The organism is Enterobacter sp. 01-M-02-SI-ECC (assembly GCF_047530595.1).
Taxonomy (GTDB): Bacteria; Pseudomonadota; Gammaproteobacteria; order Enterobacterales; family Enterobacteriaceae; genus Enterobacter; species Enterobacter cloacae_M.
Genome location: NZ_JBLKCZ010000005.1, coordinates 228,848 through 255,475, shown reverse-complemented (window position 1 = coordinate 255,475; position 26,628 = coordinate 228,848). Strand labels below are relative to the sequence as shown.

Genomic DNA, 26,628 nt, shown 5'->3' with positions numbered 1-26,628 from the left:
ATTCCTGTATTAGTCAAACTCCAGTTCCACCTGCTCCGAACCAATGAGGCCACGGAGATCGTTCAGTAAACGATCGCTCGGAGAGACACGCCACGTTGCACCAAAGCGCAACCGCGCGCGTGCATCCGCCCTCTGATAGTAGAGATGTACTGGAATTGTCCCCGAGCGGTGGGGTTCCAGAGACTGACGGAGTCGGTTTAAAAGCTGGTCATCAATTTGCCTGTCCGTCAGCGAGATAGCAAGCCCGCGAGCATATTTTTCCCGGGCTTCGTCAATGTCCATCACTTCGCGGGCGGTCATTTTAAGCCCCCCACTGAAGTCATCAAAGCTGACCTGTCCGCTGACGATAAGTATGCGGTCTTTTTCCAGCAATTGCTGGTATTTATCCAGCGCGTCGGTGAACAACATCACCTCCAGACGCCCGGAACGGTCATCCAGCGTACAGATGCCGATACGATTGCCGCGCTTGGTGACCATAACCCTTGCGGCAATCACGAGCCCCGCAGCCGTGGTGATTTTACCACGTTCTGTCGGATGCATGTCTTTAAGCCTGTGGCCGCCGACATAGCGCTCAATTTCTTTGATGTACTGGTTGATCGGGTGCCCCGTCAGGTACAAGCCTAACGTCTCACGCTCCCCATCCAGTACGACCTGTTCTGGCCACGGCTGGCAGTTGGAATAAGATTGTTCGATCTGCTCTGGCTCTTCCGCCAGCACCCCGAACATATCCGCCTGACCAATGGCTTCCGCTTTTGCATGCTGATCCGCCGCTTTCAGCGCGTCGCCGAGGGAATTCATCAGCGCGGCGCGATGCGGCCCGAGTCTGTCAAACGCGCCGGACATGATCAGTTTTTCCAGCACGCGACGGTTCAGTTTTTTGGTGTCGGTACGAGCGCAAAGATCGAACAGCTCGCGGAAATACCCGCCGTTGTTACGCGCTTCGATGATCGCCTCGATCGGACCTTCGCCCACGCCTTTGATCGCGCCGATCCCGTAAACGATCTCTCCGTCGTCGTTGACGTGGAAGTGGTAGAGCCCTGAGTTAATATCCGGCGGCAGGATCTTCAGCCCCATACGCCAGCACTCGTCCACCAGGCCAACCACCTTCTCGGTGTTGTCCATATCGGCCGTCATTACCGCCGCCATAAATTCAGCAGGATAGTGCGCTTTCAGCCACAGCGTTTGATACGACACCAAAGCATAGGCGGCGGAGTGGGATTTGTTAAACCCGTACCCGGCGAATTTCTCCACCAGGTCGAAGATTTTCATCGCCAGCTCGCCGTCAACGCCGTTTTTCTTCGCCCCGTCTTCAAAGATGGAACGCTGCTTGGCCATCTCTTCCGGCTTTTTCTTACCCATCGCACGACGCAGCATGTCCGCGCCGCCGAGCGTATAGCCGGAAAGCACCTGAGCAATCTGCATGACCTGTTCCTGATACAGGATGATGCCGTAGGTGGGCTCCAGTACCGGCTTCAGGCTTTCATGCTGCCACTGAACGTCCGGGTAAGAAATCTCTTCGCGACCGTGCTTACGGTCGATAAAGTTATCTACCATCCCTGACTGCAGCGGGCCCGGACGGAACAGGGCAACCAGTGCGATCATATCTTCGAAGCAGTCGGGCTGCAGGCGCTTAATCAGATCTTTCATGCCGCGGGATTCAAGCTGGAAGACGGCGGTGGTCTCCGAGCGCTGCAGCATATCGAAACTTTTCTTGTCATCCAGCGGGATGGCCGCGATATCCAGCGGCGGTTCGCCGTTCTTCTCGCGGCGGGCGTTAATCATCTCCAGCGCCCAGTTGATGATGGTCAACGTACGCAGGCCCAGGAAGTCGAACTTTACCAGCCCGGCGTATTCCACGTCGTTCTTGTCAAACTGGGTTACCGGGTGTTGGCCCGCTTCGTCACAGTAAAGCGGTGCAAAATCCGTAATTTTAGTTGGGGCGATAACCACGCCCCCCGCATGCTTACCGGCGTTACGCGTGACGCCTTCCAGCTTGCGCGCCATGTCGATCAGCGCTTTGACCTCTTCGTCAGCTTCGTAGATTTCCGGCAGCTGAGGTTCGGCTTCAAACGCTTTTGCCAGCGTCATGCCCGGATCGGGCGGCACCAGCTTAGAAATACGATCGACAAACCCGTACGGGTGGCCCAGCACGCGTCCCACGTCGCGGATAACCGCTTTCGCCGCCATCGTACCGAAGGTAATAATCTGCGATACCGCATCACGGCCGTACATATCGGCCACGTGCTCAATGACCTGATCGCGTTTCTCCATGCAGAAGTCGACGTCGAAGTCGGGCATAGAGACACGTTCCGGGTTAAGGAAACGTTCGAACAGCAGGTCGAATTCCAGCGGATCGAGGTCGGTAATTTTCAGCGCGTACGCCACCAGCGAGCCCGCACCGGAGCCACGGCCCGGTCCAACCGGCACGCCGTTATCCTTCGACCACTGGATGAACTCCATAACGATCAGGAAGTAGCCCGGGAAGCCCATCTGGTTGATTACCTGGAGTTCAATGTCCAGGCGTTCGTCATACTCAGGGCGACGCTTTTTACGCTCTTCTTCATCCGGGAACAGGAATTCCAGACGCTCTTCCAGGCCTTCTTTTGATTTCGCGACCAGGAAATCTTCCGTGGTCATGTCACCCGTCGGGAACTGCGGCAGGAAGTATTCGCCGAGGCGAACGGTGACGTTGCAGCGCTTGGCAATCTCTACGCTGTTTTCCAGCGCTTCGGGGATATCGGAGAAGAGCTCACACATCTCCTCCTCGCTGCGCATGTACTGTTGCGCGGAGTAATTACGCGGCCGCTTCGGATCGTCGAGCGTGAAGCCATCGTGGATCGCCACGCGAATCTCATGCGCGTCGAAATCACCCGCCTCAAGGAACCGCACGTCGTTGGTGGCCACCACGGGCAAACCGCGCTCCTCTGCGAGCGCCACCGCGGCATGAAGATAGCTCTCTTCATCCTGACGGCCGGTACGGATCAACTCCAGGTAATAACGATTCGGGAAATATTCTTCATAGAACGAGACGCATTGATCCACTAGCGCGCTATTGCCGCGCAGCAGACATTTGCCGACGTCACCCATACGGCCACCCGAGATCAGCAGCAGCCCTTCGTTCAGTTCAGCCAGCCAGTCACGGTCGATCCACGGCCCCAGCGCGCCATAACCGCGCTGATAGGCTTTTGAGATCAGCAGCGTAAGGTTTTGATAGCCCGTGTTGTTCATCGCCAGCACGGAGATTTGCGTCATTTCATCGCCGATGAGATCGCTTTGCACGTGAAAATCTGCGCCGACGATGGGCTTCATCCCCGCGCCGTGCGCCGTTCCGTAGAACTTCACCAGGCCACACAGGTTGGTAAAATCGGTGATCGCCAGCGCGGGCATACCAAGGGAGGCCGCCTTTTTTACCAGCGGCCCGGTCTTCGCCAGCCCATCGATCATGGAGTAGTCGCTATGCACCCGCAGGTGTACGAAACGTGGTTCAGCCATCTTCAGATTCCGCGTTACTTAATTGCTTGCGTATTGATTCAGGACACCCGTCCCAGCGCGCGCTTCACCGGGCCAAAACTGCGCCGGTGATGTTCGGTTGCGCCATGTTCAGCCAGCCTTTCCAGGTGGAAAGGTGTGGGATACCCCTTATGCTGGGCGAAACCATACTGAGGATAAGTGAGGTCCAGCGCGGCCATTTCGGCGTCGCGCGTCACTTTGGCAATGATAGAAGCTGCGCTAATTTCTGCGACCCGGCTATCGCCTTTAACGACCGCCATTGATGGCATGGGCAATGCCGGACAGCGGTTGCCGTCAATCAGAACATATTCCGGGGAAATTTTCAGACCTGCAACCGCACGCTGCATCGCCAGCATCGTGGCATGCAAAATATTCAGCTCGTCTATTTCATGCGGTTCAGCGCGCCCCAGGCTCCAGGCCAGCGCCTTCTCCTGGATCTCACTAAACAGCGCCAGACGGCGCTTTTCTGACAATTTTTTAGAGTCGTTCAGCCCGATAATCGGGCGATCCGGATCGAGGATCACCGCGGCGGTCACCACTGCCCCGACCAACGGGCCGCGACCCACTTCGTCCACGCCCGCCACAAGGCGAGTGTGAGGATAAACAAATTCCATCATTTTGCTAGCTCCAGCACCGCATCAGCCGCTTGCTCATCAGCATTACAGCGGATCAGTTGATGAAGTTCGCGGAAGGTATCGTGCATCTGGTGGCTGGTCTTGCCGTTGGCGAGCAGCGGCAGCAGCGCATCGGCAAGCGCCTGCGGCTGGCACTCATCCTGCAGCAGCTCTTTCACCAGCTCGCGCCCGGCAAGCAGGTTTGGCAGGGAGACATAATCCGTTTTCACCAGACGTTTTGCCAGCCAGAAGGTGAACGGCTTCATGCGATAGCCGACCACCATAGGGCATTTCGCCAGCATACATTCCAGCGCCGCCGTACCGGAGGCCAGCAGCGCGGCATCGCTCGCATACATCGCTTCCCGCCCTTTCCCGTCCAGAAGACGGACGTGAAGATCCGGGGCGACTTCCGCTTTGATGCGCTCAAACTGCTCGCGGCGCTTGGCATTTACCAGCGGAACAACCACTTCAAGATCCGGATAGGTCTGGCGAATAATTTGCGCTGTTTTGAGGAAATCGGCGCTCAGCATCTCAACTTCTGCACCACGGCTGCCTGGCAGCAGTGCCAGACAGTGCACATCATGCGGGATGCCCAGCGCGTCGCGCGCCGCGTTTTTATCCGGATCCAATGGCATCGCATCCGCCATGGTATGACCGATAAAACGGCACGGAACATTAAATCTGTCGTAAAACGCTTTTTCGAAAGGCAGGAAAGCCAGCACCAGGTTGGTGGACCGTCCGATTTTGAAAACGCGTTTCTGTCGCCACGCCCAGACGGACGGACTGACGTAGTGAATCGTTTTGATACCCTGCTTTTTCAGATTCCCTTCGAGGGTAATGTTGAAATCAGGCGCATCGATACCGACAAACACATCGGGTTTGAGTTCGGTAAAACGACGGGTGAGATCGGCGCGGATGTGCAGCAAACGGCGTAGCCGTCCCAGCACCTCAACGATGCCCATCACGGCGAGCTCTTCCATTTCATACCAGGCTTCACAGCCTTCGGCCTGCATCAGCGGGCCAGCAACGCCGACAAAGCGAGCATTGGGTACACGCGCCTTAAGCGCGCGGATGAGACCGGCACCAAGAATATCGCCGGAGGTTTCTCCGGCGACCAGGGCTATCGTAAGCGGACGACTGTCGACCATTAACGAATCAGACCCCTTGTTGAACGGTCAAAGAATTCCATGAACGCGTTCACTTCCGGGTGCTTATTCGCCAGCTCGGCAATTTCCGGCTTCGCCTCTTCCAGCGTTTTACCGCTACGGTACAGCAGTTTGTACGCGTTGCGGATGGCAGTAATCGCTTCGCGACTAAAACCACGACGCTTGAGGCCTTCGATGTTCACGCCAAACGGCGTGGCATGGTTGCCCTGCGCAATCACATACGGTGGAACGTCCTGCGCCACACCGGAGCATCCGCCTACCATCACGTGCGCACCAATGATGCAGAACTGATGGACTGCGGTCATGCCGCCAATAATTGCGAAGTCATCAACCGATACGTGTCCTGCCAGCGTTGCGTTGTTGGCAAGAATACAGCGGTCACCCACGGTACAGTCGTGCGCGATATGCGCATTAACCATAAACAGGTTATCGCTGCCCACCTTCGTCAACCCACCACCCTGTACTGTTCCACGATGAATAGTGACGCTTTCGCGAATACGGTTACGATCGCCAATTTCCAGACGGGTCGACTCACCAGCATATTTCAGATCCTGGTTAACTTCGCCGATGGAAGCGAACTGATAGATCTCGTTATTGCAGCCAATGGTCGCCTGACCATTCACGACAACGTGAGATTTCAGTACTGTACCCTCACCAATTTCGACATGGGGTCCAACAATACAAAACGGGCCAATGTGGACGTTAGCGCCAATGATGGCACCGGTTTCCACAATAGCGGTAGGATGAATAAAGGCGGATTTATCAATCACGTATCAGGACTCCCGGCTACGAGCACACATCATCGTCGCTTCGCAAACAACTTTGCCGTCAACCAGCGCTACGCCTTTGAAGCGAGTCAGGCCACGACGCGTTTTTTCAAAAGTGACTTCCATGATCATCTGATCACCAGGCACGACAGGGCGCTTAAAGCGCGCTTCATCAATACCCGCGAAGTAATACAGCTCACCTGGCTCCAGTTTGCCGACGCTTTTAAACGCCAGAATACCGGTAGCCTGAGCCATCGCTTCCAGAATCAACACACCCGGGAAGATAGGCTTACCAGGGAAGTGCCCCTGGAAGAACGGCTCGTTCACGGAAACATTTTTCACTGCGCGCAGAAAACGACCTTCTTCAAAATCCAGCACACGGTCTACCAGCAGAAACGGGTAGCGGTGCGGCAGAAGTTCTAAAATCTCTTCAATATGCAGAGTATGAGTGTCAGTAGTCAAAATACTCTTCCTGTCAAAATGTACTGATAACAATAATAACACGGCCTGCCGGTTTATTAGAAAGCCGACAGGCCGGGAAAAATAGCGTTCAACGGATGACGCTTAATCTTGTTGATCGATCTTACGCTCAAGAGACTTGAGGCGCTTGCTCATATCATCAATGTTCATCACCAGAGCTGCTGTTTTACGCCATACCTTGTTGGGTTGTAGCGGAATACCTGAGGAATACACGCCAGGTTCAGTGATAGGACGCATTACCATGCCCATTCCCGTCACAGTCACCTTGTCGCATATTTCCATATGGCCATTAATCACGCTCGCGCCGCCAATCATGCAATAACGGCCAATTTTCAGGCTGCCTGCCATGATGACGCCACCCGCAACCGCGGTATTGTCGCCAATCACAACGTTATGCGCAATCTGGCACTGGTTATCGATGATAACACCATTGCCAATGATCGTGTCGTCAAGCGCGCCACGGTCAATGGTGGTACAGGCGCCGATCTCCACGCGATCGCCAATAATAACGCGACCAAGCTGCGGGATCTTAACCCAGTTACCGCGATCGTTAGCGTAACCAAAGCCATCAGAACCAATGACGGTGCTGGACTGGACAAGGCAATTTTCGCCAATTTCAACATCATGATAAACGGACACATTGGCCCATAAACGGGTCCCGGCGCCGATTTTCGTATTTTTCCCAACGAAGCAGCCCGGGCCAATGACGGCGTTATCGCCCAGCACAACGCCGGATTCGATAACCGCATTTGCGCCAACGGCGACGTTGTTACCCAGCTTAGCCGTCGGATCAATCGCTGCGCTGGCAGCAATGTTCTGGGCCGGCTGCGGCGTGGTATCAAGAATTTGAGCCATGCGTGCATACGTCAGGTAGGGGTTTTTCACTACCAGCGCGCTTACAGTGGCAAATGGAAGATCGTCCTGCGTCAGAACAACAGCTGACGCCTGGCATTGAGCCAGTTGCTCACGGTACTTAGGGCTTACCATGAAGGTAATCGTGCCAGCTTTAGCAGATTGCATGGACGCAACAGCGGTGATGACGAGATCGCCATCACCGTGTAATTCTGCATCCAACTGCTGAGCTAAATCAGCCAGTCGAATTGAAGGCATTACTTATTTAACCTGTTTCAGAACATCAGCGGTGATGTCTTTAACATCTTTGCTGTTGAAAGCGACGGCGTTCGCATCAACAACCAGATCGATGCTCTGATCGGCAGCTACTGCTTTAACAGCAGTCTGAATGCGAGTCACCAGCTTGCCACGTTCTTCGTTAGAACGACGCTGACGATCCTGCTCGAAAGCCTGAGCTTTCTGGGAGAACGTCTGACGCTGAGCCATTACGTCTTTTTCCAGTTTGCTGCGCTCGCTTGCTTTCATGGTAGAACCATCACGCTGCAGACGCTGCATTTTGGACTGAAGATCGTTTTCCATACCCTGCAGTTCGCTTGCACGGCCTTTGAATTCGTTTTCCAGAGTCGCAGAAACACCCGTTTTCTGTGCAACCTGCTGGAACAAATTACCCATGTTGACGATTGCAATTTTGTCTGCTGCCTGAGCAGAAGTTGCCATCGCTAAACCGAGACCTGCAGCTAATAACCACTTTTTCACAATTAACTCCTTACCATCCCATTGGCACCAGAAGGTACCGTTCTTTGCGTGGCAAGGCGACCGTTTTCCGATCGCCAGTTGTCAGCGCTACACTGCCAACGCATTCCTTTGCAGCGGATTATTACCAGGTTTTACCAATGTTAAACTGGAATTGCTCCGACTTATCTCCATCATATTTCTTAAACGGCTGGGCGTAAGAGAAGACCAACGGCCCCAGCGGTGACATCCATTGTAATGCGATACCGGCAGACATGCGAATATTGCTCGGATCGCTATAATCTGGAACGCCTGCCGCACGCATCTGGGCTGTATTCTGCCAGTTGGTATCCCATACTGTACCGGCATCCCAGAAGAAGGACGTACGGACAGAGTTCGCGTATTTATCACTGATAAACGGCGTTGGTGTGATGAACTCCAGGCTGGCCACCGCCATTGCGTTACCGCCCACCGCATCATCAGAGCTACAGACTTCGGAGGAGGAAGACTTATAACAGTTGTCTTTGTCGTTCCCGCCGTAGTAGACCGCTTTCGGACCAATGTTATTGGACTGGAAGCCACGAACGGTGCTGGAACCACCCGCATAGAAGTTTTCGTAGAATGGCATTTCTTTGCCACCCAGACCATCTCCATAGCCCCAACGGGTACGACCCAGGACTACCCACTTATGATCGTCATCAATCGGGAAGTAGGATGCGGTATCCAGCGTGACCTTGTAGAACTCGTTATCGGAACCCGGCACGGTAACTTTACCGTTCAGGTTGACGCGAGAACCTTCCGTTGGGAAGTAACCACGGTCAAGGCGGTTATAGGTCCAGCCGTAGTTAAAGGTGAAGTCATCCGCAGCGAAACCGTTATTATCACTGGACTTACTTGCCGACTGACCAATAGAGTCCAGGTAACGCCACATTGCCACCTGCGGTTGCATGTTGGACAGGTCGTTATGCACGTAGCCCAAGCCTGCACGCAGGGTGTTGTATTCGTTAACCGGGAAGCCAAGCGTACCGTCTACACCGTAACTCTTGTTGGTGTATGAAGACAGGTCCGCGTCATCTGCTTTAAAGTCGTTATAGAAGATACGACCGCCCAGGCTCACACCGTCTACGGTGAAGTATGGGTTCGTCACAGAGAACTCAGAGTAGGTCTGGTAGTCGTTTTTGGTGCCGTTAATACCGACAGAGTAACCCGTACCCAGCCAGTTATCCTGCTGCACGCCGACCTGGAAGCTGACGCCGCTTTCAGTACCGTAGCCCACACCGAAGTTAAAGCTACCGGTGTTGCGCTCTTTCACTTTATATACGACATCAACCTGATCCGGGCTGCCCGGTACGCGCTGGGTATCGGTATCCACCGTTTCAAAATAGCCCAGACGGTTCAGACGCTCTTTACCCTGATCAACGAGGTCGCTTCCCAACCATGCGCCTTCCATCTGACGCATTTCGCGACGCAGAACGGAATCTTTGGAGGTGTCGTTACCGACGAAGCGGATCTTACGCACGTAGAAACGGTTGCCCGCATCCACATTCACGTGCAGCTTAACGGTTTTATCCGCGTCATTGATTTCCGGCTGAGTCTGTACGCGCGGATAGGCATAACCATAGCGGCCGAGCAGCTTCTTAATGCTGTCTTCCATTTTGGTTACTTTGGAACCGCTGTACAGATCGCCCGGCTGAATTTTGGTCAGCGATTCGATTTCAGCAGAATGCCCCGCAAGGTTACCACTCACTTCAACACCAGAAAGCTTGTACTGCTCGCCTTCGGTGATGTTAACCGTAATGTAGATGCCTTTCTTGTCCGGAGTCAGACTGACCTGAGTCGAGTCGATGTTGAAACGCGCATAGCCACGATCGAGATAGTAGCTGCGCAGAGTTTCAAGGTCGCCTGCCAGTTTTTGTTTCTGGTATTTGCGATCGCCTACCACGTTCCACCATGGCACTTCATCGCGCAGCTGGAAGGTGGAGATCAGTTCGTCGGTGCTGAACGCGTGGTTGCCGACAATGTTGATCTGCTGGATCTTCGCAGAAACACCTTCCTGGAAGACCAGCTTCAGGTCAACACGGTTACGCGGCAGCGGAGTGACAACCGCTTTCACGCTGGCACTGTATTTACCGACGCTGTAGTAGAAGTCTTCCAGACCTTTTTCAATGTCTGAAAGGGTTGTGCGGTCCAGGGACTCACCCACACGAACACCGGATGCTTCAAGGTTCTGCTTGAGCATGTCATCTTTCACCGACTTGTTACCGGAGAAAGTGATACTGGCGATCGTCGGACGTTCTTTTACCTGTACCAGCAGCGTATCACCATCGCGCAGGACGCGGACGTCCTCAAAGTTGCCGGTGGCAAACAGAGCACGGATGGTGTTACTGATATCATCATCATTAACCGTATCGCCGGGGCGTACAGGCATACTGAGGAGGGCCGCACCAACGGCGACACGCTGGAGGCCTTCGAAATGAATGTCTTTCACTACGAACCCGTCAGCACCGTATACGGTGGCGCTGCTAAACAGCAGCGACGCTATGAGCAACTTTTTCATCGCCATCGTTATTATGCGTTCTTCCTAACACTCTCTTACAACCGAGAGAAATCATTGAAAAGTGCAAGCCCCATTAACAGCACCAGCAAAATCGAGCCAATGCGATAACTAAAGTCTTGAACTCGCTCGGATACCGGTCCGCCTTTTAGCTTTTCAATCGCCAAAAACAGCAGATGACCCCCGTCTAAAACGGGAAGCGGGAACAGGTTGATTATCCCAAGGTTCACGCTAATGAGCGCGAGGAACATGAGATAGTAAATCACCCCGAATTCCGCTGACATCCCAGCCCCCTGAGCAATCGAAATTGGCCCACTGAGGTTGTTCAGTTTCACATCACCGGTTATCAATTTCCCCAACATGTTGACCGTCAGCTTCATCAGTTGCCATGTTTTATCCGTGGCTTCAAGGATGGCGCTGAACGGCCCATACTGGCGTATTGTCTTGTACTCATCTGGCAGCGGGATCACTTTCGGCACAACGCCTGCGAACCCTTCTGCCTTTTTGCCGACCGACTTCGTATCCGGGATCAGCGTCAGCGAAAGCGGACTGCCCTGCCTTTCAACTTCCAGCGCGAGAGACGTTCCCGGATTATCGCGCACCAGAGTAACAAAGGTCATCCACTCTGTTAATGGTTGACCATCGACTTTAACGATCCTGTCGCCCGCTTGCAAACCCGCTTTGCTCGCCGCCGAATTTGCCTGTACTTCGGCTAATACCGGCTCGATCTGCGCGCCGCGTGGACGAATGCCCAGCGCAGCGACGGGATCTTCTTTGTCTGGCTCGAAACGCCAGTGACGTAAATCGAGTACTTTGTCCTGACGCGTATCTGAACCAAACGGCGATACGCTGATGGTGGTCTGCGGATCGCCAATTTTAGCTACCAGCTGCAGTCGCACGGCATCCCAATCAGGGGTTTCGATGCCATCAATCGCTTTAAGTTCCATCCCGGATGTAATTTGCGCACTCGCCGCGATGGAATTGGGGGCAATTTCACCCACCACCGGACGTACGCCAGGGACGCCGATGATAAACACCAGCCAGTAAGCGACAATCGCAAAGATGAAGTTGGCTACCGGTCCGGCAGCAATGATGGCGGCGCGTTGTCCAACGGTTTTATTGTTGAATGCGCTGTGTCGCAGCTCAGGAGCGACAGGCTCGACGCGTTCGTCGAGCATTTTGACGTAGCCGCCCAGCGGGATAAGGGCGATGACAAATTCCGTGCCGTGGCGGTCGGTGCGCGTCCAGAGTGATTTCCCAAAGCCGATGGAAAACCGCTCTACGCGCACGCCACAGCGGCGAGCAACCCAGAAATGGCCAAATTCATGCACGGTAATCAGTACACCCAGTGCAACTATGAACGCCGCCAGATTCCAGAGAATGCTCAGCATAAAACCTTCCGTTAAATCGTCCCGAATACCAGTAAAAGCAAACACGCAAACACTGGAACAGCCGCTGTCAGGCTATCAATGCGATCCAGTATACCGCCATGCCCTGGAATCAGGTGTCCGCTGTCCTTAATCCCTGCTTCACGCTTAAACATACTTTCGGTTAAATCACCGAGCACGGAGGCAAGCGCAGCAAAAATCGAGCACACCAGCAGTATTGACGGTGCCACTTCAAGATTCGCCCAGACGCCGTAGCCCCAGGAGATGATCGCTGCCGTAAACAGGCCGCCGATGAATCCTTGCCAGGTTTTGCCCGGAGAAACCTTCGGTGCCAGCTTATGTTTGCCAAACAGTTTACCAAACATATAGGCCCCGGAGTCAGCCCCCCAGACCAGAATCATCACATAAAGCAGCCAGATCGCACCGCTGTAGTGGTTTTCGTCGTAGTGCCAGGCTCGCAGCGCAACCATACCCCAGAAAAAAGGAATAATTGTGAGCAAGCCAAAAATCAGTCGCAGCACTTTTGAATTACGCCATAATGCCGCTGAACCCGGATAAAAAAGAACCAGCAACAGCGCGGCAACCCACCAGGCCAGCGATATCCACAAGGAACCGGCAACCAGGGGCTGATGAATATCATGGTGATATTCAGGCAACGTAAACAGCATTATGGCCAGGATAAAGCCACAAAGTACCGCAAGCCATACTCGCTGAGTGCGCGAGGTAAAGCCGCTAAACTGTCCCCATTCCCACGCGGCGAGCATGCACACCACCAGCGTGACAATAGCGAATCCCACCGGGGGCAGTAAAAACAGCGCCGCTATGACAATGGGTATTAATACAAAAGCGGAAATCAGGCGATACTTCAGCAAAAGCTACCCCCATCAGGCTTTGTCGCCACCAGGCTCGGTGCCGCCGAAACGACGCTCTCGATTGGCAAAGGCATGCAGCGCACCTTCAAAGTCTTGTTCATCAAAATCGGGCCAAAGAACATCCGTAAAGTAAAGTTCGGCATAGGCAATTTGCCATATCAAAAAGTTACTTATGCGATGTTCCCCCCCTGTCCTAATTACCAAATCCACAGGTGCCTGTTCATTCATGCAGATTTGCTTGCTCAGCGCCTCTTCATCAATTTGGTCGGGTCTCAACAGCCCTTCCTGAACCTGTTCGGCCAGATGCCGAACGCCCTGGATAATATCCCAGCGTCCACCGTAATTCGCCGCAATATTCAGCGTAAGACCGGTATTATTTTCCGTCAGCGCTTCAGCTTTACGAATCCGTTCCTGCAAACGTGAGTTAAAACGACTGGTATCGCCAATGATGCGCAGGCGAACGTTGTGGCGGTGCAGGCTTTTTACTTCGCTGTCTAGCGCCCACACAAACAATTCCATCAACGCAGTCACTTCCTGCAGAGGTCGATTCCAGTTTTCACTGCTAAAAGCATAGAGCGTTAACGCATCAATGCCGTTGTTAGCGGCAAAAGAAACGGCGCGGCGAACGGATTTCGCCCCCGCTTTATGCCCAAAGGCTCGTATCTTCCCTTGTCTTTTCGCCCAGCGGCCATTGCCATCCATAATGATTGCTACATGACGGCAGCCATGAGCTGGCAAATTTTCGCTTATTGGTTGATTCGCAGACAACATAACGCGTTTTTTGTCCCTGAAAAGGATTTAACGGTACTCAGGAATACTGAAGCCTATACATAAAAAAGCCGTGTCAAACCACGGCTCACCTGACCACATTAAGTCAAATACCTGCGATCAGGTGGCGCAGACTATATCACTGAAGCCCAACGCTAACAAATAGCACGACGACTAGTGCTTGCTTTATCACCAGCTTGCGAGACGTGTCACCTGTTGGCGCGCAATATTACGCGCAGCTGCATCCACCGCCAGCACCTCTTCCACGCTTTGTGGTTCGCGCAAATCCATCATCTCCAGCACCGATAAATTTAACGACGCGATATCGGTAAAACGAATTTGCTGATTCAGAAATGCCTCAACGGTAATTTCATTGGCTGCATTAAGTGCCGTCGTCGCCGCCTGCCCCTGGTCAAAGGCATTCATCGCAAGCTTCAGACAAGGATAGCGGTCGTAGTCTGGTTCACTGAACGTCAGGGAACTTAGCTTGCAGAAATCAAGCGGCTTCACGCCGGATTTCACTCGATTTGGCCACGCCATTGAATGGGCAATCGGCGTACGCATATCCGGCTCGCCCAACTGTGCCAGCACGCTGCCATCCTGATAACGCACCATCGAGTGAATCACCGATTGCGGGTGAATCAGTACTTCCATCTGTTTCGCTGACGCATTAAACAGCCAGCGTGCTTCAATGTATTCCAGACCTTTGTTCATCATGGTGGCAGAATCAACGGAGATTTTACGCCCCATCGACCAGTTCGGATGACGGCACGCCTGATCGGGTGTCATTGCACGCAGTTCAGACAGTGGCGTTTCACGGAACGGGCCACCAGACCCGGTAAGCAGAATAGACACCACGCCATTCTGCTCCAGGTCAGCGTACCCCAGGTTCTGTTGAAAAGGTTGCGGTAAACTCTGAAAAATCGCGTTGTGTTCGCTGTCGACCGGCAAAAGACGCGCGCCGCGCTGCTTCACCGCATCCATAAACAGGCGTCCGCAGGTGACCAGCGACTCTTTATTGGCCAGCAAAACATCTTTACCGGCATCAATCGCGGCAAGAGTGGGCAATAATCCTGCCGCGCCGACAATGGCCGCCATGACCTGATCCACCTCATCCAGCGCCGCCATCTCGCAGGCCGCCTGCTGGCCACTCAGCACTTCGGTTCGGCTGCCCTTTTCACGCAGCTTTGCTTTCAGCAGACGCGCGCTCTCTTCGTCATCCATCACCGCATAGCGGGGCGCAAACTCCAGGCACTGTTCGACCATTCGCTGCACATTCTTACCGGCCACCAGCGCTGTCACGGTGTAAAGCTCAGGATTATGGCGAACGACGTCGAGAGTGCTGCAACCGATAGAGCCGGTTGAGCCGAGGAGTGTTAAATGCTTCATGGGATGCCCGAAAAAAGTTAGACCAGATAAAAGCAAAACGCCGCCAGCAAGACCTGAGGTCCCTCTGAACGGCGTTTATCAGTGTACGACAGAAATCAGAACTGCATCAGTTCCGCTTCTTTTTCTGCCAGCGCCGCATCAATTTTCTTGATGGCCGCGTCGGTCATTTTCTGAATGTCGTCCTGAGAACGACGATCGTCATCTTCGCTGATCTCTTTTTCTTTCAGCAGTGCTTTCACTTTATCGTTCGCGTCGCGACGTACGTTACGCACGGATACACGACCCTGCTCAGCTTCGCCACGAACCACTTTGATCAGATCTTTACGACGCTCTTCCGTCAGCGGAGGCAGTGGAACACGGATGTCTGCGCCCGCAGAGCTTGGGTTCAGTCCGAGGTCAGAGGCCATAATCGCTTTCTCAACGGCCGGGCTCATAGAGCGGTCGAAGACGTTAATTTTCAGCGTACGGGTATCTTCTACCGTCACGCTCGCCAGCTGGCGCAGAGGGGTTGGCGTACCGTAATATTCTACGATGATGCCATCCAGCAGGCTTGGGGAAGCACGGCCAGTACGGATTTTGCTGATTTGGTTTTTGAACGCTTCTACGCATTTGTCCATGCGTACTTCAGCATCTTTTCTGATGTCGTTAATCACGTTACGAATCCTTGAAAACTTGTCTCAGGCAGACTATCCGCCAGCACAGCGCTACAGGTGTGCTAAGTATAGTCGCATTTAATTCATGACAACGCCAAAGGCGCGCCCGGGTAAGATACCACTACAAAATAAAGCGGAATCTTACCTGTATTTATCGTCAACGGAAATTATTCCGTGATCAAAGTGCCTTCTTTTTCGCCCATGACCACGCGACGCAGTGCGCCAGGCTTGTTCATGTTGAAGACACGGATCGGCAGTTTGTGGTCGCGAGCCAGCGTGAAGGCGGCAAGATCCATCACTTTCAGCTCTTTATCCAGCACTTCGCTGTAGCTCAGCTGATCGTACATGGTGGCAGAAGGATCTTTTGCCGGGTCGGCAGTAAACACGCCGTCTACTTTGGTCGCTTTCAGTACCACATCGGCTTCGATCTCGATACCGCGCAGGCAGGCGGCGGAATCGGTTGTAAAGAACGGGTTACCCGTACCGGCGGAGAGGATCACCACGCGGTTGTTGCGCAGCAGGCTGATGGCTTCTGCCCAGCTGTAATTATCGCATACGCCATTCAGCGGAATCGCGGACATCAGGCGGGCGTTCACATAGGCGCGATGCAGTGCATCACGCATCGCCAGGCCATTCATCACGGTTGCCAGCATACCCATGTGGTCGCCCACAACGCGGTTCATCCCCGCTTTCGCCAGACCAGCACCACGGAAAAGGTTGCCACCGCCAATGACCACGCCAACCTGGATACCCAGTTCGACCAGTTCTTTGATTTCCTGTGCCATGCGATCAAGGATGCTTGCGTCAATACCGAATCCTTCCGATCCCTGCAGCGCTTCGCCACTCAGCTTAAGCAGAATGCGTTTGTACACGGGTTTTGCATTGGTAGCCATGTTTCTTTCCTGAGACTGTCAACGATTAAGATGGGGGTTAATTCTGGCGACATGATATGCCGCAAATCAGCACAGCGATACTGGAGCCTGTCTGATTTCCTGTGACGGGTGACAAAAAGAAGCCGCCCTCAGGCGGCTCCTTTTCAATCATTAAGACTGCTTGGACATTGCAGCAACTTCTGCTGCGAAGTCAGTCTCAACTTTCTCGATGCCTTCGCCCACTTCGAAGCGGATGAAGCCAGTTACGTCAGCGTTGTGCTCTTTCAGCAGCTGAGCAACAGACTTGCTTGGGTCCATTACGAATGGCTGGCCAGTCAGAGAAACTTCGCCGGTGAATTTCTTCATGCGGCCTTCAACCATTTTCTCTGCGATTTCTTTTGGCTTACCAGACTGCATCGCGATGTCCAGCTGAACCTGGTACTCTTTCTCTACCACTTCAGCAGACACATCTTCTGGCTTAACGAATTCTGGTTTGCTTGCAGCGATGTGCATTGCCAGCTGTTTAACCAGCTCTTCGTCAGCGCCTTTAGCCGCAACCAGAACACCGATACGTGCACCGTGCTGGTAAGAGCCCAGAACGTCGCCTTCCAGAGAAGATACGCGACGGATGTTGATGTTCTCACCGATTTTAGCAACCAGCGCAACACGTTCTTCTTCGAACTGTGCTTTCAGAACTTCAACGTCAGTGATTTTACCCGCAACAGCTGCGTCCAGAACTTTGTTAGCAAATGCCTGGAAACCGCCATCTTTAGCAACGAAGTCAGTCTGGCAGTTAACTTCCAGAATGATGCCGTAGTTGCCGTCGATCTTAGTGATGATCACGCCGTCAGCAGCAACGTTGCCTGCTTTTTTAGCTGCTTTGATCGCACCGGATTTACGCATGTTTTCGATTGCCAGCTCGATGTCGCCGTTCGCTTCAGTCAGCGCTTTTTTGCAATCCATCATGCCTGCGCCAGTACGCTCGCGCAGCTCTTTTACCAGGGATGCGGTAATTTCAGCCATTCTTAAATCCTCGGGAGATGTGAACTGCCCGGCCGGGGGCCAAACAGTGTAAATTGAAAAAAGGGGCCGGTAATGGGCCCCTATTCATACACGGTACTAATAAGGGGTAAAACCTTATTATTCAGCTTCTACGAAGCTTTCTTCCGCCTGAGAAGCCAGATCCTGGGAACGGCCTTCACGAACGGTAGCAGCTACAGCGCTCAGGTACAGGCTAACAGCACGGATTGCGTCGTCGTTACCCGGGATAACGAAGTCAACACCGTCCGGATCGGAGTTGGTATCAACGATAGCGAATACCGGGATACCCAGGTTGTTAGCTTCTTTGATTGCGATGTGCTCGTGGTCTGCATCGATTACGAACAGCGCGTCTGGCAGGCCGCCCATATCTTTGATACCGCCCAGGCTGTTTTCCAGCTTGTCCAGCTCACGAGTGCGCATCAGCGCTTCTTTCTTAGTCAGCTTGTCGAAAGTACCGTCCTGAGACTGGGTTTCCAGATCTTTCAGGCGTTTGATGGACTGACGAACAGTTTTCCAGTTGGTCAGCATGCCGCCCAACCAGCGATGGTTCACGAAGAACTGGTCGCAGCTGTTAGCAGCATCTTTCACAGCTTCGCTTGCAGCGCGCTTAGTACCAACGAACAGAATCTTACCTTTACGGGAAGAGATCTTGTTCAGCTCAGCCAGGGCTTCGTTGAACATTGGTACAGTTTTCTCAAGGTTGATGATGTGAACTTTGTTACGTGCGCCGAAGATGAAAGGCTTCATTTTCGGGTTCCAGTAACGGGTCTGGTGACCAAAGTGAACACCAGCCTTGAGCATGTCGCGCATGGAAACAGTTGCCATGTTTAAAACCTCTATATTGAAAGTTGGGGTTATGCCTCCACGTATCCCATATTACCGACCCCGAAGGGCACCCCGGAATATGTGCCGATACGTGTGTGTTGTTACACAAAGTGAGATTTGTCGCTTCCGTCCAGCCTGTGTATCTGAGATGGATCGGAAGTCCGGCGCGCTTTATACCACAAAACACGACCAGAAACCAACAGTTGTTGGCGGAGTGTGCTGTTAATGATTCTCAATTTGGCACGGAGCGTGCCTGACTGATACCATTGACGACACTTAGACTAGTATTGTCGAAAAAATCGACACCGATGGACAGATTACATGGCTATCTCTATTAAGACACCTGAAGAAATTGAAAAGATGCGCGTCGCCGGTCGTCTGGCCGCGGAAGTGCTGGAAATGATCGAGCCGTTCGTGAAGCCGGGCGTCAGCACCGGTGAACTGGACCGTATCTGTAACGACTATATCGTGAACGAGCAGCACGCGGTTTCCGCCTGCCTCGGCTACCACGGTTTCCCGAAATCCGTCTGCATCTCTATTAATGAAGTGGTGTGTCACGGTATTCCGGACGATGAAAAACTGCTGAAAGATGGCGACATCGTCAACATCGACGTAACCGTCATTAAAGACGAATACCACGGTGACACCTCAAAAATGTTCATCGTTGGCAAGCCGACTATTCTTGGCGAGCGTCTGTGTAAAGTGACGCAAGAGAGCCTCTATCTGGCGCTGAAAATGGTTAAACCGGGTATTCGCCTGCGTACCATAGGTGCGGCAATCCAGAAGTTTGTGGAAGCGGAAGGTTTCTCCGTGGTGCGCGAGTACTGCGGTCACGGCATTGGTCGCGTCTTCCATGAAGAACCGCAGGTCCTGCACTATGATGCAGATGACGGCGGCGTGGTGCTGCAAAAAGGCATGACCTTTACCATTGAGCCGATGGTCAACGCGGGTGACTATCGCATCCGTACTATGAAAGACGGCTGGACGGTGAAAACCAAAGACAGAAGCTTGTCTGCGCAGTACGAGCATACTATTGTGGTAACTGACAACGGCTGCGAAATTATGACGTTGCGCAAGGATGACACCATCCCGGCGATACTGACGCACGATGAATGATAAAAAAGCCGGCAAATGCCGGCTTTTTAATGGCTATAGCTTTTTCTTATGGGTGGCGCACGATGAGTAATCTTTTACCCGAACAGTATGCTAACACAGCACTTCCCACCCTCCCCGACCAGCCCGATAACCCGGGCGTCTGGCCGTCGCACGAGCTGACCTGCGCGCATATTAAAGCCCATATGGATGTTTTCCATCGCTGGCTGGGCAGCGCGTTCGACGCAGGCGTGTCGGCCGAGCAGCTCATTGAAGCGCGCACCGAATTTATCGACCAGCTGCTGCAGCGCCTGTGGATCGATTACGGGTTTGGGCAAATCAGTGATGTTGCTCTGGTTGCCGTCGGGGGCTATGGCCGCGGTGAGCTGCATCCGCTTTCCGATATTGATCTGCTGATCTTAAGCCGCAAAAAGCTGCCGGACGAACAGGCGCAAAAAATTGGCGAACTGCTGACGCTGCTCTGGGACGTAAAGCTGGAAGTCGGCCACAGCGTGCGCACCCTGGAAGAGTGTCTGCTGGAAGGGTTATCGGACCTGACCGTCGCCACCAACCTGATTGAAACCCGCCTGCTGATTGGTGACGTCGCTCTGTTCCTGGAGCTGCAAAAACACATCTTCAGCGACGGCTTCTGGCCGTCAGAAAAGTTCTTCGCCGCGAAGGTCGAGGAGCAAAATCAGCGCCACCAGCGCTACCACGGCACCAGCTATAATCTTGAACCCGATATTAAAAGCAGCCCAGGCGGCCTGCGCGACATCCACACCCTGCAGTGGGTCGCCCGCCGCCATTTTGGCGCCACCTCGATGGACGAGATGGTCGGCTTCGGCTTTTTAACCGAGGCCGAGCGTAACGAGCTGAACGAGTGCCTGCACCTGCTGTGGCGCATCCGGTTTGCCCTGCATCTGGAAGTCACCCGCTACGATAACCGCCTGCTGTTCGACCGCCAGCTCAGCGTGGCGCAGCGCCTGAATTATCAGGGCGAAGGCAACGAGCCGGTTGAGCACATGATGAAGGATTTCTTCCGCGTCACACGCCGGGTGACCGAGCTGAACCAGATGCTGTTGCAGCTGTTCGACGAGGCCATTCTGGCCCTGACGGCGGACGAAAAACCGCGCCCGATTGATGACGAATTCCAGCTGCGCGGCACGCTTATCGACCTGCGCGACGAAACGCTGTTTATCCGTGAGCCGGAAGCGATTCTGCGGATGTTCTACACCATGGTGCGCAACAGCACCATCACAGGCATCTACTCCACCACCCTGCGCCATCTGCGCCATGCGCGCCGTCATTTGACGCAGCCGCTGTGCTATATCCCGGAAGCGCGTTCGCTGTTCCTGAGCATGCTCCGCCACCCGGGCGCCGTCAGCCGCGGCCTGCTGCCAATGCACCGCCACAGCGTGCTGTGGGCCTATATGCCGCAGTGGTCGCACATTGTCGGGCAAATGCAGTTCGATCTGTTCCACGCCTACACGGTGGATGAACACACGATCCGCGTGATGCTCAAGCTGGAAAGCTTTGCGAAAGAAGAGACGCGCTCCCGCCACCCGCTCTGCGTGGAGCTGTGGCCGCGCCTGACCCATCCGGAACTGATCCTGATTGCCGCCCTGTTCCACGATATCGCCAAAGGTCGCGGCGGTGACCACTCGGTGCTGGGCGCGCAGGACGTGCTGAAATTTGCCGAACTGCACGGCCTGAACTCGCGTGAAACGCAGCTGGTGGCCTGGCTGGTGCGCCATCACCTGCTGATGTCAGTCACCGCGCAGCGTCGTGACATTCAGGATCCGGAAGTGATCAAGCAGTTCGCTGAAGAGGTTCAGACGGAAAACCGTCTGCGCTATCTGGTCTGCCTGACGGTGGCCGATATCTGCGCCACCAACGAGACCCTGTGGAACAGCTGGAAGCAGAGCCTGCTGCGCGAGCTGTACTTCGCCACCGAAAAACAGCTGCGTCGCGGGATGCAAAACACCCCGGACATGCGCGAACGCGTGCGTCATCACCAGCTGCAGGCGCTGGCGCTGCTGCGGATGGATAATATTGATGAAGAGGCGCTGCATCAGATTTGGGCCCGCTGCCGCGCCAACTATTTTGTCCGCCATAGTCCAAACCAGCTTGCGTGGCACGCGCGGCATCTGCTCAAGCACGATCTGTCCCAGCCGATGATCCTGCTGAGCCCGCAGGCCACCCGCGGCGGGACGGAGATTTTCATCTGGAGCCCGGACCGACCTTACCTGTTTGCTGCGGTCTGCGCCGAGCTGGACAGGCGTAACCTGAGCGTTCACGACGCGCAGATTTTCACCACCCGCGACGGCATGGCGATGGACACCTTTATCGTGCTTGAGCCGGACGGCAGCCCGCTCTCGTCGGACAGGCATGAAGGGATACGTTTTGGTCTGGAACAGGCAATTACCCAGCGCAGCTGGCAGCCCCCGCAGCCGCGTCGCCAGCCGGCGAAATTGCGCCACTTTACCGTCGATACCGAGGTCAATTTCCTGCCGACCCACACCGACCGTAAATCGTTCCTGGAGCTGATCGCGCTCGACCAGCCGGGGCTGCTTGCTCGCGTCGGCCAGGTTTTTGCCGATCTGGGAATTTCGCTCCATGGGGCCCGAATTACAACGATTGGCGAGCGAGTAGAAGATTTATTTATAATCGCGACAGCGGACCGGCGTGCCCTTAATAATGACCTGCAGCTTGAAGTGCAACAACGGTTGACAGCAGCCCTCAATCCAAACGATAAAGGGTGATATGTTTTTTAGTGAAATGGAAAGAGTAAACAATGCAGCAGTTACAGAACGTTATTGAGTCCGCTTTTGAGCGTCGCGCCGAGATTACCCCGGCAAATGTGGATACCGTGACCCGTGAAGCGGTAAACCAGGTGATTTCCCTTCTGGATTCCGGCGCGCTGCGCGTGGCAGAAAAAATCGACGGTCAGTGGGTCACTCATCAATGGCTGAAGAAAGCCGTGCTGCTCTCTTTCCGCATCAACGATAACCAGGTTATCGACGGAGCAGAAAGCCGCTACTTCGATAAAGTGCCAATGAAATTCGCTGACTACGACGAAGCGCGTTTCCAGAAAGAAGGCTTCCGCGTGGTACCGCCTGCGGCGGTTCGCCAGGGTGCGTTCATCGCACGTAACACCGTGCTGATGCCATCCTACGTGAATATCGGTGCCTACGTTGACGAAGGCACCATGGTCGACACCTGGGCGACCGTCGGTTCCTGCGCGCAGATCGGTAAAAATGTTCACCTGTCCGGCGGCGTGGGCATCGGTGGTGTTCTGGAGCCACTGCAGGCTAACCCGACCATTATCGAAGACAACTGCTTCATCGGCGCGCGCTCTGAAGTGGTTGAAGGCGTGATCGTTGAAGAAGGTTCCGTGATCTCCATGGGCGTTTACATCGGTCAGAGCACCCGTATTTACGACCGTGAAACCGGTGAAGTTCACTACGGTCGCGTTCCGGCGGGCTCCGTGGTGGTTTCCGGCAACCTGCCGTCAAAAGATGGCAAATACAGCCTATACTGTGCGGTTATCGTGAAGAAAGTGGATGCGAAAACGCGCGGTAAAGTGGGCATCAACGAATTGCTGCGCACCATCGATTAATCGGGTATAACAAAAAGCGGGGGCAACCCCGCTTTTTTTATATCTGAGGGTGGCGAAAATAGATTTTTTCGTTAATTATTCAAAGGTTATGTTGAGATCAAGGGTACCGCTATGTACGATAATCTGAAAAGTCTGGGCATTACCAATCCTGATGAAATTGATCGTTACAGCCTCCGTCAGGAAGCCAATAACGATATTCTGAAAATCTATTTTCACAAGGACAAAGGAGAGTTTTTCGCCAAAAGCGTGAAGTTTAAATATCCACGCCAGCGTAAGACCGTTGTGGCTGACGGTGTAGGACAGGGCTACAAAGAAGTACAGGAAATCAGCCCTAACCTGCGCTATGTGATCGATGAACTCGATCAGATCTGCCAGCGCGACCGCACCGAAGTCGATCTCAAGCGTAAGATCCTTGACGATCTGCGTCACCTTGAAAGCGTTGTAACAAATAAGATCAGCGAGATTGAAGCGGATCTTGAGAAATTAACGCGGAAATAAAAGCAAAACGGCAATCCTTGATTGCCGTTTTTAGTGTTTGCGCCCTCTCCCCGTCGGAGAGGGATGGGGTAAGTGCACCAGACCGCACTCAGTCATCTCTGTTCGTCCAGCTGAAGCGCCACATACAGCAGCAGCCTGTCGTCAAAGTTTCCCAGATCCAGCCCCGTCAGCTCTGAAATCCGGTTTAACCGATACTCAAGCGTATTGCGGTGAATAAACAGCGCCTTCGAGGTCGCCAGCGGCTGCACGTTATGGCGGAACCACGCCTGCAGCGTCCGGCGCAGCAGGCCGTTGTTGTCCATGGCTTTCAGACGCGCCAATGGCCGCGCCAGCTCATTGGCCTGCCAGCCCCCGCGCAGGCTGTCGAGCAGCACCGGCAGCATCAGATCCTGATAAAAATAGCTGCGGCTCTCCGGCATCCGCTGCTTGCCCACCATCATGGTGGTGCGCGCGGTACGCCAGGAGCGGGCGATACTGCCCGGCCCGGTAAAGTAGTTGCCCAGCGCAACGCGAAAACGCAGCTGGCCGTTCTCCTCCATCCGGGAGATCAGCTGCTCCACGCGACGGCGATGATCGTCTGCATCCCAGCGTCCAAACTGATTGAGCGCGGGCTTGAGCACCACCATTTCCGTCAGTGAGACTATCGCTACAAGGTTGTCGCGCTCCGGCGTCGCCAGCGCATTTTGCAGCTGCTGCAGCTCGGCCATCGCGCTGTCCACGCCAACCTGGCCGCTATCGACCTCAATGACCGCCACCACGCGCGGCTGGTTGAGATCGATCCCCAGACGCTGCGCCCATTCGCTGAGCGCAGGCGTATGCTCTTCCGCCTGAATAAGGTTCATCACCAGCTCTTCACGCAGGCGGCTGTCCTGGGCAAGCAGGTGCATCAGGCGCGACTGCTCCAGCATCATCTCTGCCGTCATACAGACCAGCTCACCGTATTTTCGCAGTGACTCGGGCTCGCCGGTGAGGCCGATTACCCCCACAATTTCGCCTTCAAGACGCAGCGGTAAATTGATGCCCTGACGTACGCCGTGCAGGTGTTTCGCTACCGCATCGTCGATATCCACGACCCGCCCCTGAGAAAGCACCAGCAGCGCGCCTTCGTGCAATTCCCCAATACGCTCGCGATCGCCGCTGCCAATAATGCGCCCGCGGGCATCCATTACGTTGATATTGGTATCAATGATGCGCATGGTGCGCGCCACGATATCCTGCGCCATTTTTGTATCAAGATGCCAGCCAGCCATGTAACCCTCCCGTGAGCAGAGCTCAAGCATAGGGAAGTTCAGCGACGGCTGCATTGTGCGAATGCACAAAGAGAGAGGGAGAAGTATGGAGTTGTGGCAAGAATCACAGAAACGAGAAAGCCCCTGCGAACAGGGGCTTAAAAGAATTACTGCATCAGCAGATAAAGAGAGGTATCACCACGCTGAATATTCAGCGCCAGTACGGAAGGCTTGCTCTCAAGAATTTTGCGCAGTTCAGCGATGTTTTTCACCGGCTGCTGGTTAGCGCCCATGATCACATCGCCTTTTTTCAGGCCGATACGGGCTGCCGGTGAATTCGCTTTCACGTTGTTCACCACCACGCCTTTGTCTGCGCCTTTGTTGCTCATCTCGGCACCTTCAATCCCGCTGAAGATGGTGCTGGAATCCACCTGATTCTGGCTGCTCTGCTGCAGCTCCAGGCTCACGTTAACCGGCTTACCGTCGCGCAGCAGGCCGAGGGTCACTTTACTGCCAATCGGCATCGAGCCCACTTCGGCACGCAGGGCAGCAAAGCTGCTGATCGGTTTACCGTTCAGGGAGGTGATCACATCCCCCGCTTTAATGCCCGCTTTCGCCGCGGAGGAATTCGGCATCACCTGGCTGACGAATGCCCCGCGCTGAGCGTCAACTTTCATCGCCTTAGCCAGTTCGGAGTTCAGCTCCGTACCGAGGATACCCAGCTCACCGCGTTTCACCTGACCATACTGCACCATCTGCGAGGTCAGGTTTTTCACCATGTTACTAGGGATAGCAAAACCGATACCGATGTTGCCACCGTCCGGAGCCAGGATAGCGGTGTTGATACCGATCAGCTCACCGTTCAGGTTCACCAGCGCACCGCCGGAGTTACCGCGGTTGATCGCCGCATCCGTCTGGATGAAGTTTTCGTAGTTTTCCGCGTTGAGGCCGCTACGACCCAGCGCAGAGACGATACCGGATGTCACGGTTTCACCCAGGCCGAACGGGTTACCGATCGCCACGGTATAGTCGCCCACGCGCAGCGCGTCAGAGTCGGCGATTTTAATCGCCGTCAGGTTTTTCGGATCCTGAATCTGGATCAGCGCAATGTCGGAGCGCGGGTCTTTACCCACCACTTTGGCGTCAAACTTGCGGCCATCGCTCAGCTGAACCTTAATGCTGTTCGCGTTATCGACAACGTGGTTGTTAGTGACGACGTAGCCTTTCGCCGCATCAATAATTACCCCCGAGCCAAGCGCCATGAATTTCTGCTGCTGGCCGCCGCCCTGGCTGTCATCCCCGGCACCGCCGCCCTGACAGAACGGAGAGCTCTGGAATGGCGAACCGTCCTGGCAGAACGGCGAGTTGTCGCCGAAGAACTGCTGGAAGTTACGCGGCATACGCGGCGTATTGACGGTCGTGCTGCCCTCAACGTTAATACTCACCACCGATGGCATCACTTTTTCGAGCATCGGTGCCAGGCTTGGCATCTGCTGCGCGGTTGCTGCCGACGACGCGGTCTCGGCTGCAGTAGCAGTCAGAGGAGACAGCGCTAAACCTAAACTCAGAGCCAGTGCACTCATTGCTAATGTGGTTTTTTTCATGTTTCTCAATCTCGATTTACAGGTAACGCAAAATTGCTGTGTAACTCAGATTCGTTTTATACCGCTTAGTTCCGGCGATAAGTTTATGGAAAAGGTAAAAATT

General features: G+C 54.3%; 22 protein-coding genes. 4 read left to right on the top strand and 18 right to left on the bottom strand.

Annotated elements, in window-relative coordinates; genetic code table 11:
* Positions 1 to 9: 9 nt before the first annotated feature.
* From dnaE to rpsB, 16 genes are all read right to left on the bottom strand, one after another.
* Entirely contained in the window at positions 10 to 3,492 is a 3,483-nt protein-coding gene (gene dnaE / locus ACMWLG_RS10095; protein WP_045355195.1) for a DNA polymerase III subunit alpha, read from the bottom strand.
* Between the two features lie 38 nt (positions 3,493 to 3,530).
* Positions 3,531 to 4,127, bottom strand: a complete 597-nt coding sequence (gene rnhB, locus ACMWLG_RS10090; RefSeq protein WP_023310464.1) for a ribonuclease HII — start codon at positions 4,125 to 4,127, stop codon at positions 3,531 to 3,533.
* Positions 4,124 to 5,272 (bottom strand): lipid-A-disaccharide synthase, encoded by a 1,149-nt coding sequence (gene lpxB, locus ACMWLG_RS10085; protein ID WP_045619397.1) that lies wholly within the window; start codon positions 5,270 to 5,272, stop codon positions 4,124 to 4,126. The genes rnhB and lpxB overlap by 4 nt, the downstream gene beginning before the upstream one ends.
* The gene (gene lpxA / locus ACMWLG_RS10080) at positions 5,272 to 6,060 is read right to left on the bottom strand and encodes an acyl-ACP--UDP-N-acetylglucosamine O-acyltransferase (RefSeq protein ID WP_414762981.1); all 789 of its coding nucleotides are present in this window, start codon (positions 6,058 to 6,060) and stop codon (positions 5,272 to 5,274) included. Before lpxA ends, lpxB begins: the two co-directional genes overlap by 1 nt.
* A 3-nt stretch (positions 6,061 to 6,063) precedes the next feature.
* The gene (gene fabZ / locus ACMWLG_RS10075) at positions 6,064 to 6,519 is read right to left on the bottom strand and encodes a 3-hydroxyacyl-ACP dehydratase FabZ (RefSeq protein ID WP_010426706.1); all 456 of its coding nucleotides are present in this window, start codon (positions 6,517 to 6,519) and stop codon (positions 6,064 to 6,066) included.
* Between the two features lie 102 nt (positions 6,520 to 6,621).
* Positions 6,622 to 7,647 carry a UDP-3-O-(3-hydroxymyristoyl)glucosamine N-acyltransferase gene (lpxD, locus tag ACMWLG_RS10070; RefSeq protein ID WP_045355193.1) on the bottom strand — a complete coding sequence of 342 codons (1,026 nt, stop codon included), beginning with the start codon at positions 7,645 to 7,647 and terminating at the stop codon, positions 6,622 to 6,624.
* 3 nt (positions 7,648 to 7,650) lie between these two features.
* Entirely contained in the window at positions 7,651 to 8,145 is a 495-nt protein-coding gene (gene skp, locus ACMWLG_RS10065; RefSeq protein WP_023310460.1) for a molecular chaperone Skp, read from the bottom strand.
* A 121-nt stretch (positions 8,146 to 8,266) separates the two neighbouring features.
* Positions 8,267 to 10,684: an outer membrane protein assembly factor BamA gene (gene bamA / locus ACMWLG_RS10060; RefSeq protein WP_023310459.1), complete on the bottom strand. Its 2,418-nt coding sequence runs from the start codon at positions 10,682 to 10,684 to the stop codon at positions 8,267 to 8,269.
* A 29-nt stretch (positions 10,685 to 10,713) separates the two neighbouring features.
* Positions 10,714 to 12,066 (bottom strand): sigma E protease regulator RseP, encoded by a 1,353-nt coding sequence (gene rseP / locus ACMWLG_RS10055; protein WP_045401105.1) that lies wholly within the window; start codon positions 12,064 to 12,066, stop codon positions 10,714 to 10,716.
* Between the two features lie 11 nt (positions 12,067 to 12,077).
* Positions 12,078 to 12,935 carry a phosphatidate cytidylyltransferase gene (cdsA, locus tag ACMWLG_RS10050; protein WP_023310457.1) on the bottom strand — a complete coding sequence of 286 codons (858 nt, stop codon included), beginning with the start codon at positions 12,933 to 12,935 and terminating at the stop codon, positions 12,078 to 12,080.
* Positions 12,936 to 12,947: 12 nt separating this feature from the next.
* Complete coding sequence (gene ispU / locus ACMWLG_RS10045; RefSeq protein WP_024907522.1) at positions 12,948 to 13,706, bottom strand: (2E,6E)-farnesyl-diphosphate-specific ditrans,polycis-undecaprenyl-diphosphate synthase; 759 nt, start codon at positions 13,704 to 13,706, stop codon at positions 12,948 to 12,950.
* A 186-nt stretch (positions 13,707 to 13,892) separates the two neighbouring features.
* Positions 13,893 to 15,092 carry a 1-deoxy-D-xylulose-5-phosphate reductoisomerase gene (gene ispC, locus ACMWLG_RS10040; protein WP_045401103.1) on the bottom strand — a complete coding sequence of 400 codons (1,200 nt, stop codon included), beginning with the start codon at positions 15,090 to 15,092 and terminating at the stop codon, positions 13,893 to 13,895.
* 95 nt (positions 15,093 to 15,187) lie between these two features.
* Positions 15,188 to 15,745 (bottom strand): ribosome recycling factor, encoded by a 558-nt coding sequence (gene frr, locus ACMWLG_RS10035; protein ID WP_003856180.1) that lies wholly within the window; start codon positions 15,743 to 15,745, stop codon positions 15,188 to 15,190.
* 167 nt (positions 15,746 to 15,912) lie between these two features.
* The gene (gene pyrH / locus ACMWLG_RS10030; protein ID WP_008501910.1) at positions 15,913 to 16,638 is read right to left on the bottom strand and encodes a UMP kinase; all 726 of its coding nucleotides are present in this window, start codon (positions 16,636 to 16,638) and stop codon (positions 15,913 to 15,915) included.
* 150 nt (positions 16,639 to 16,788) lie between these two features.
* Positions 16,789 to 17,640, bottom strand: coding sequence for a translation elongation factor Ts (gene tsf / locus ACMWLG_RS10025; protein ID WP_014882627.1), 852 nt, complete (start codon positions 17,638 to 17,640; stop codon positions 16,789 to 16,791).
* A 117-nt stretch (positions 17,641 to 17,757) separates the two neighbouring features.
* Positions 17,758 to 18,483 carry a 30S ribosomal protein S2 gene (gene rpsB / locus ACMWLG_RS10020; protein WP_003856207.1) on the bottom strand — a complete coding sequence of 242 codons (726 nt, stop codon included), beginning with the start codon at positions 18,481 to 18,483 and terminating at the stop codon, positions 17,758 to 17,760.
* Between the two features lie 321 nt (positions 18,484 to 18,804).
* Between rpsB and map the strand changes: the two genes are divergently transcribed.
* The 4 genes from map (at position 18,805) to ACMWLG_RS10000 (ending at position 23,692) form a co-directional block, all read left to right on the top strand.
* Positions 18,805 to 19,599, top strand: a complete 795-nt coding sequence (gene map, locus ACMWLG_RS10015) for a type I methionyl aminopeptidase (RefSeq protein WP_023310454.1) — start codon at positions 18,805 to 18,807, stop codon at positions 19,597 to 19,599.
* Between the two features lie 62 nt (positions 19,600 to 19,661).
* On the top strand, positions 19,662 to 22,337 hold the full coding sequence (glnD, locus tag ACMWLG_RS10010; protein ID WP_029741204.1) for a bifunctional uridylyltransferase/uridylyl-removing protein GlnD: 2,676 nt from the start codon (positions 19,662 to 19,664) through the stop codon (positions 22,335 to 22,337).
* Positions 22,338 to 22,369: 32 nt separating this feature from the next.
* A complete protein-coding gene (dapD, locus tag ACMWLG_RS10005; protein WP_008501915.1) occupies positions 22,370 to 23,194 on the top strand; it encodes a 2,3,4,5-tetrahydropyridine-2,6-dicarboxylate N-succinyltransferase in 825 nt (274 codons plus the stop codon).
* Between the two features lie 111 nt (positions 23,195 to 23,305).
* Entirely contained in the window at positions 23,306 to 23,692 is a 387-nt protein-coding gene (locus ACMWLG_RS10000; protein WP_014168696.1) for a DUF3461 family protein, read from the top strand.
* 92 nt (positions 23,693 to 23,784) lie between these two features.
* Here the strand turns inward: ACMWLG_RS10000 and ACMWLG_RS09995 are convergent, their stop codons facing one another.
* Both ACMWLG_RS09995 and degP read right to left on the bottom strand, forming a co-directional pair.
* Positions 23,785 to 24,942: a CdaR family transcriptional regulator gene (locus tag ACMWLG_RS09995; protein ID WP_045401101.1), complete on the bottom strand. Its 1,158-nt coding sequence runs from the start codon at positions 24,940 to 24,942 to the stop codon at positions 23,785 to 23,787.
* A 146-nt stretch (positions 24,943 to 25,088) separates the two neighbouring features.
* Positions 25,089 to 26,525: a serine endoprotease DegP gene (gene degP, locus ACMWLG_RS09990; protein ID WP_023310451.1), complete on the bottom strand. Its 1,437-nt coding sequence runs from the start codon at positions 26,523 to 26,525 to the stop codon at positions 25,089 to 25,091.
* Positions 26,526 to 26,628 lie beyond the last annotated feature (103 nt).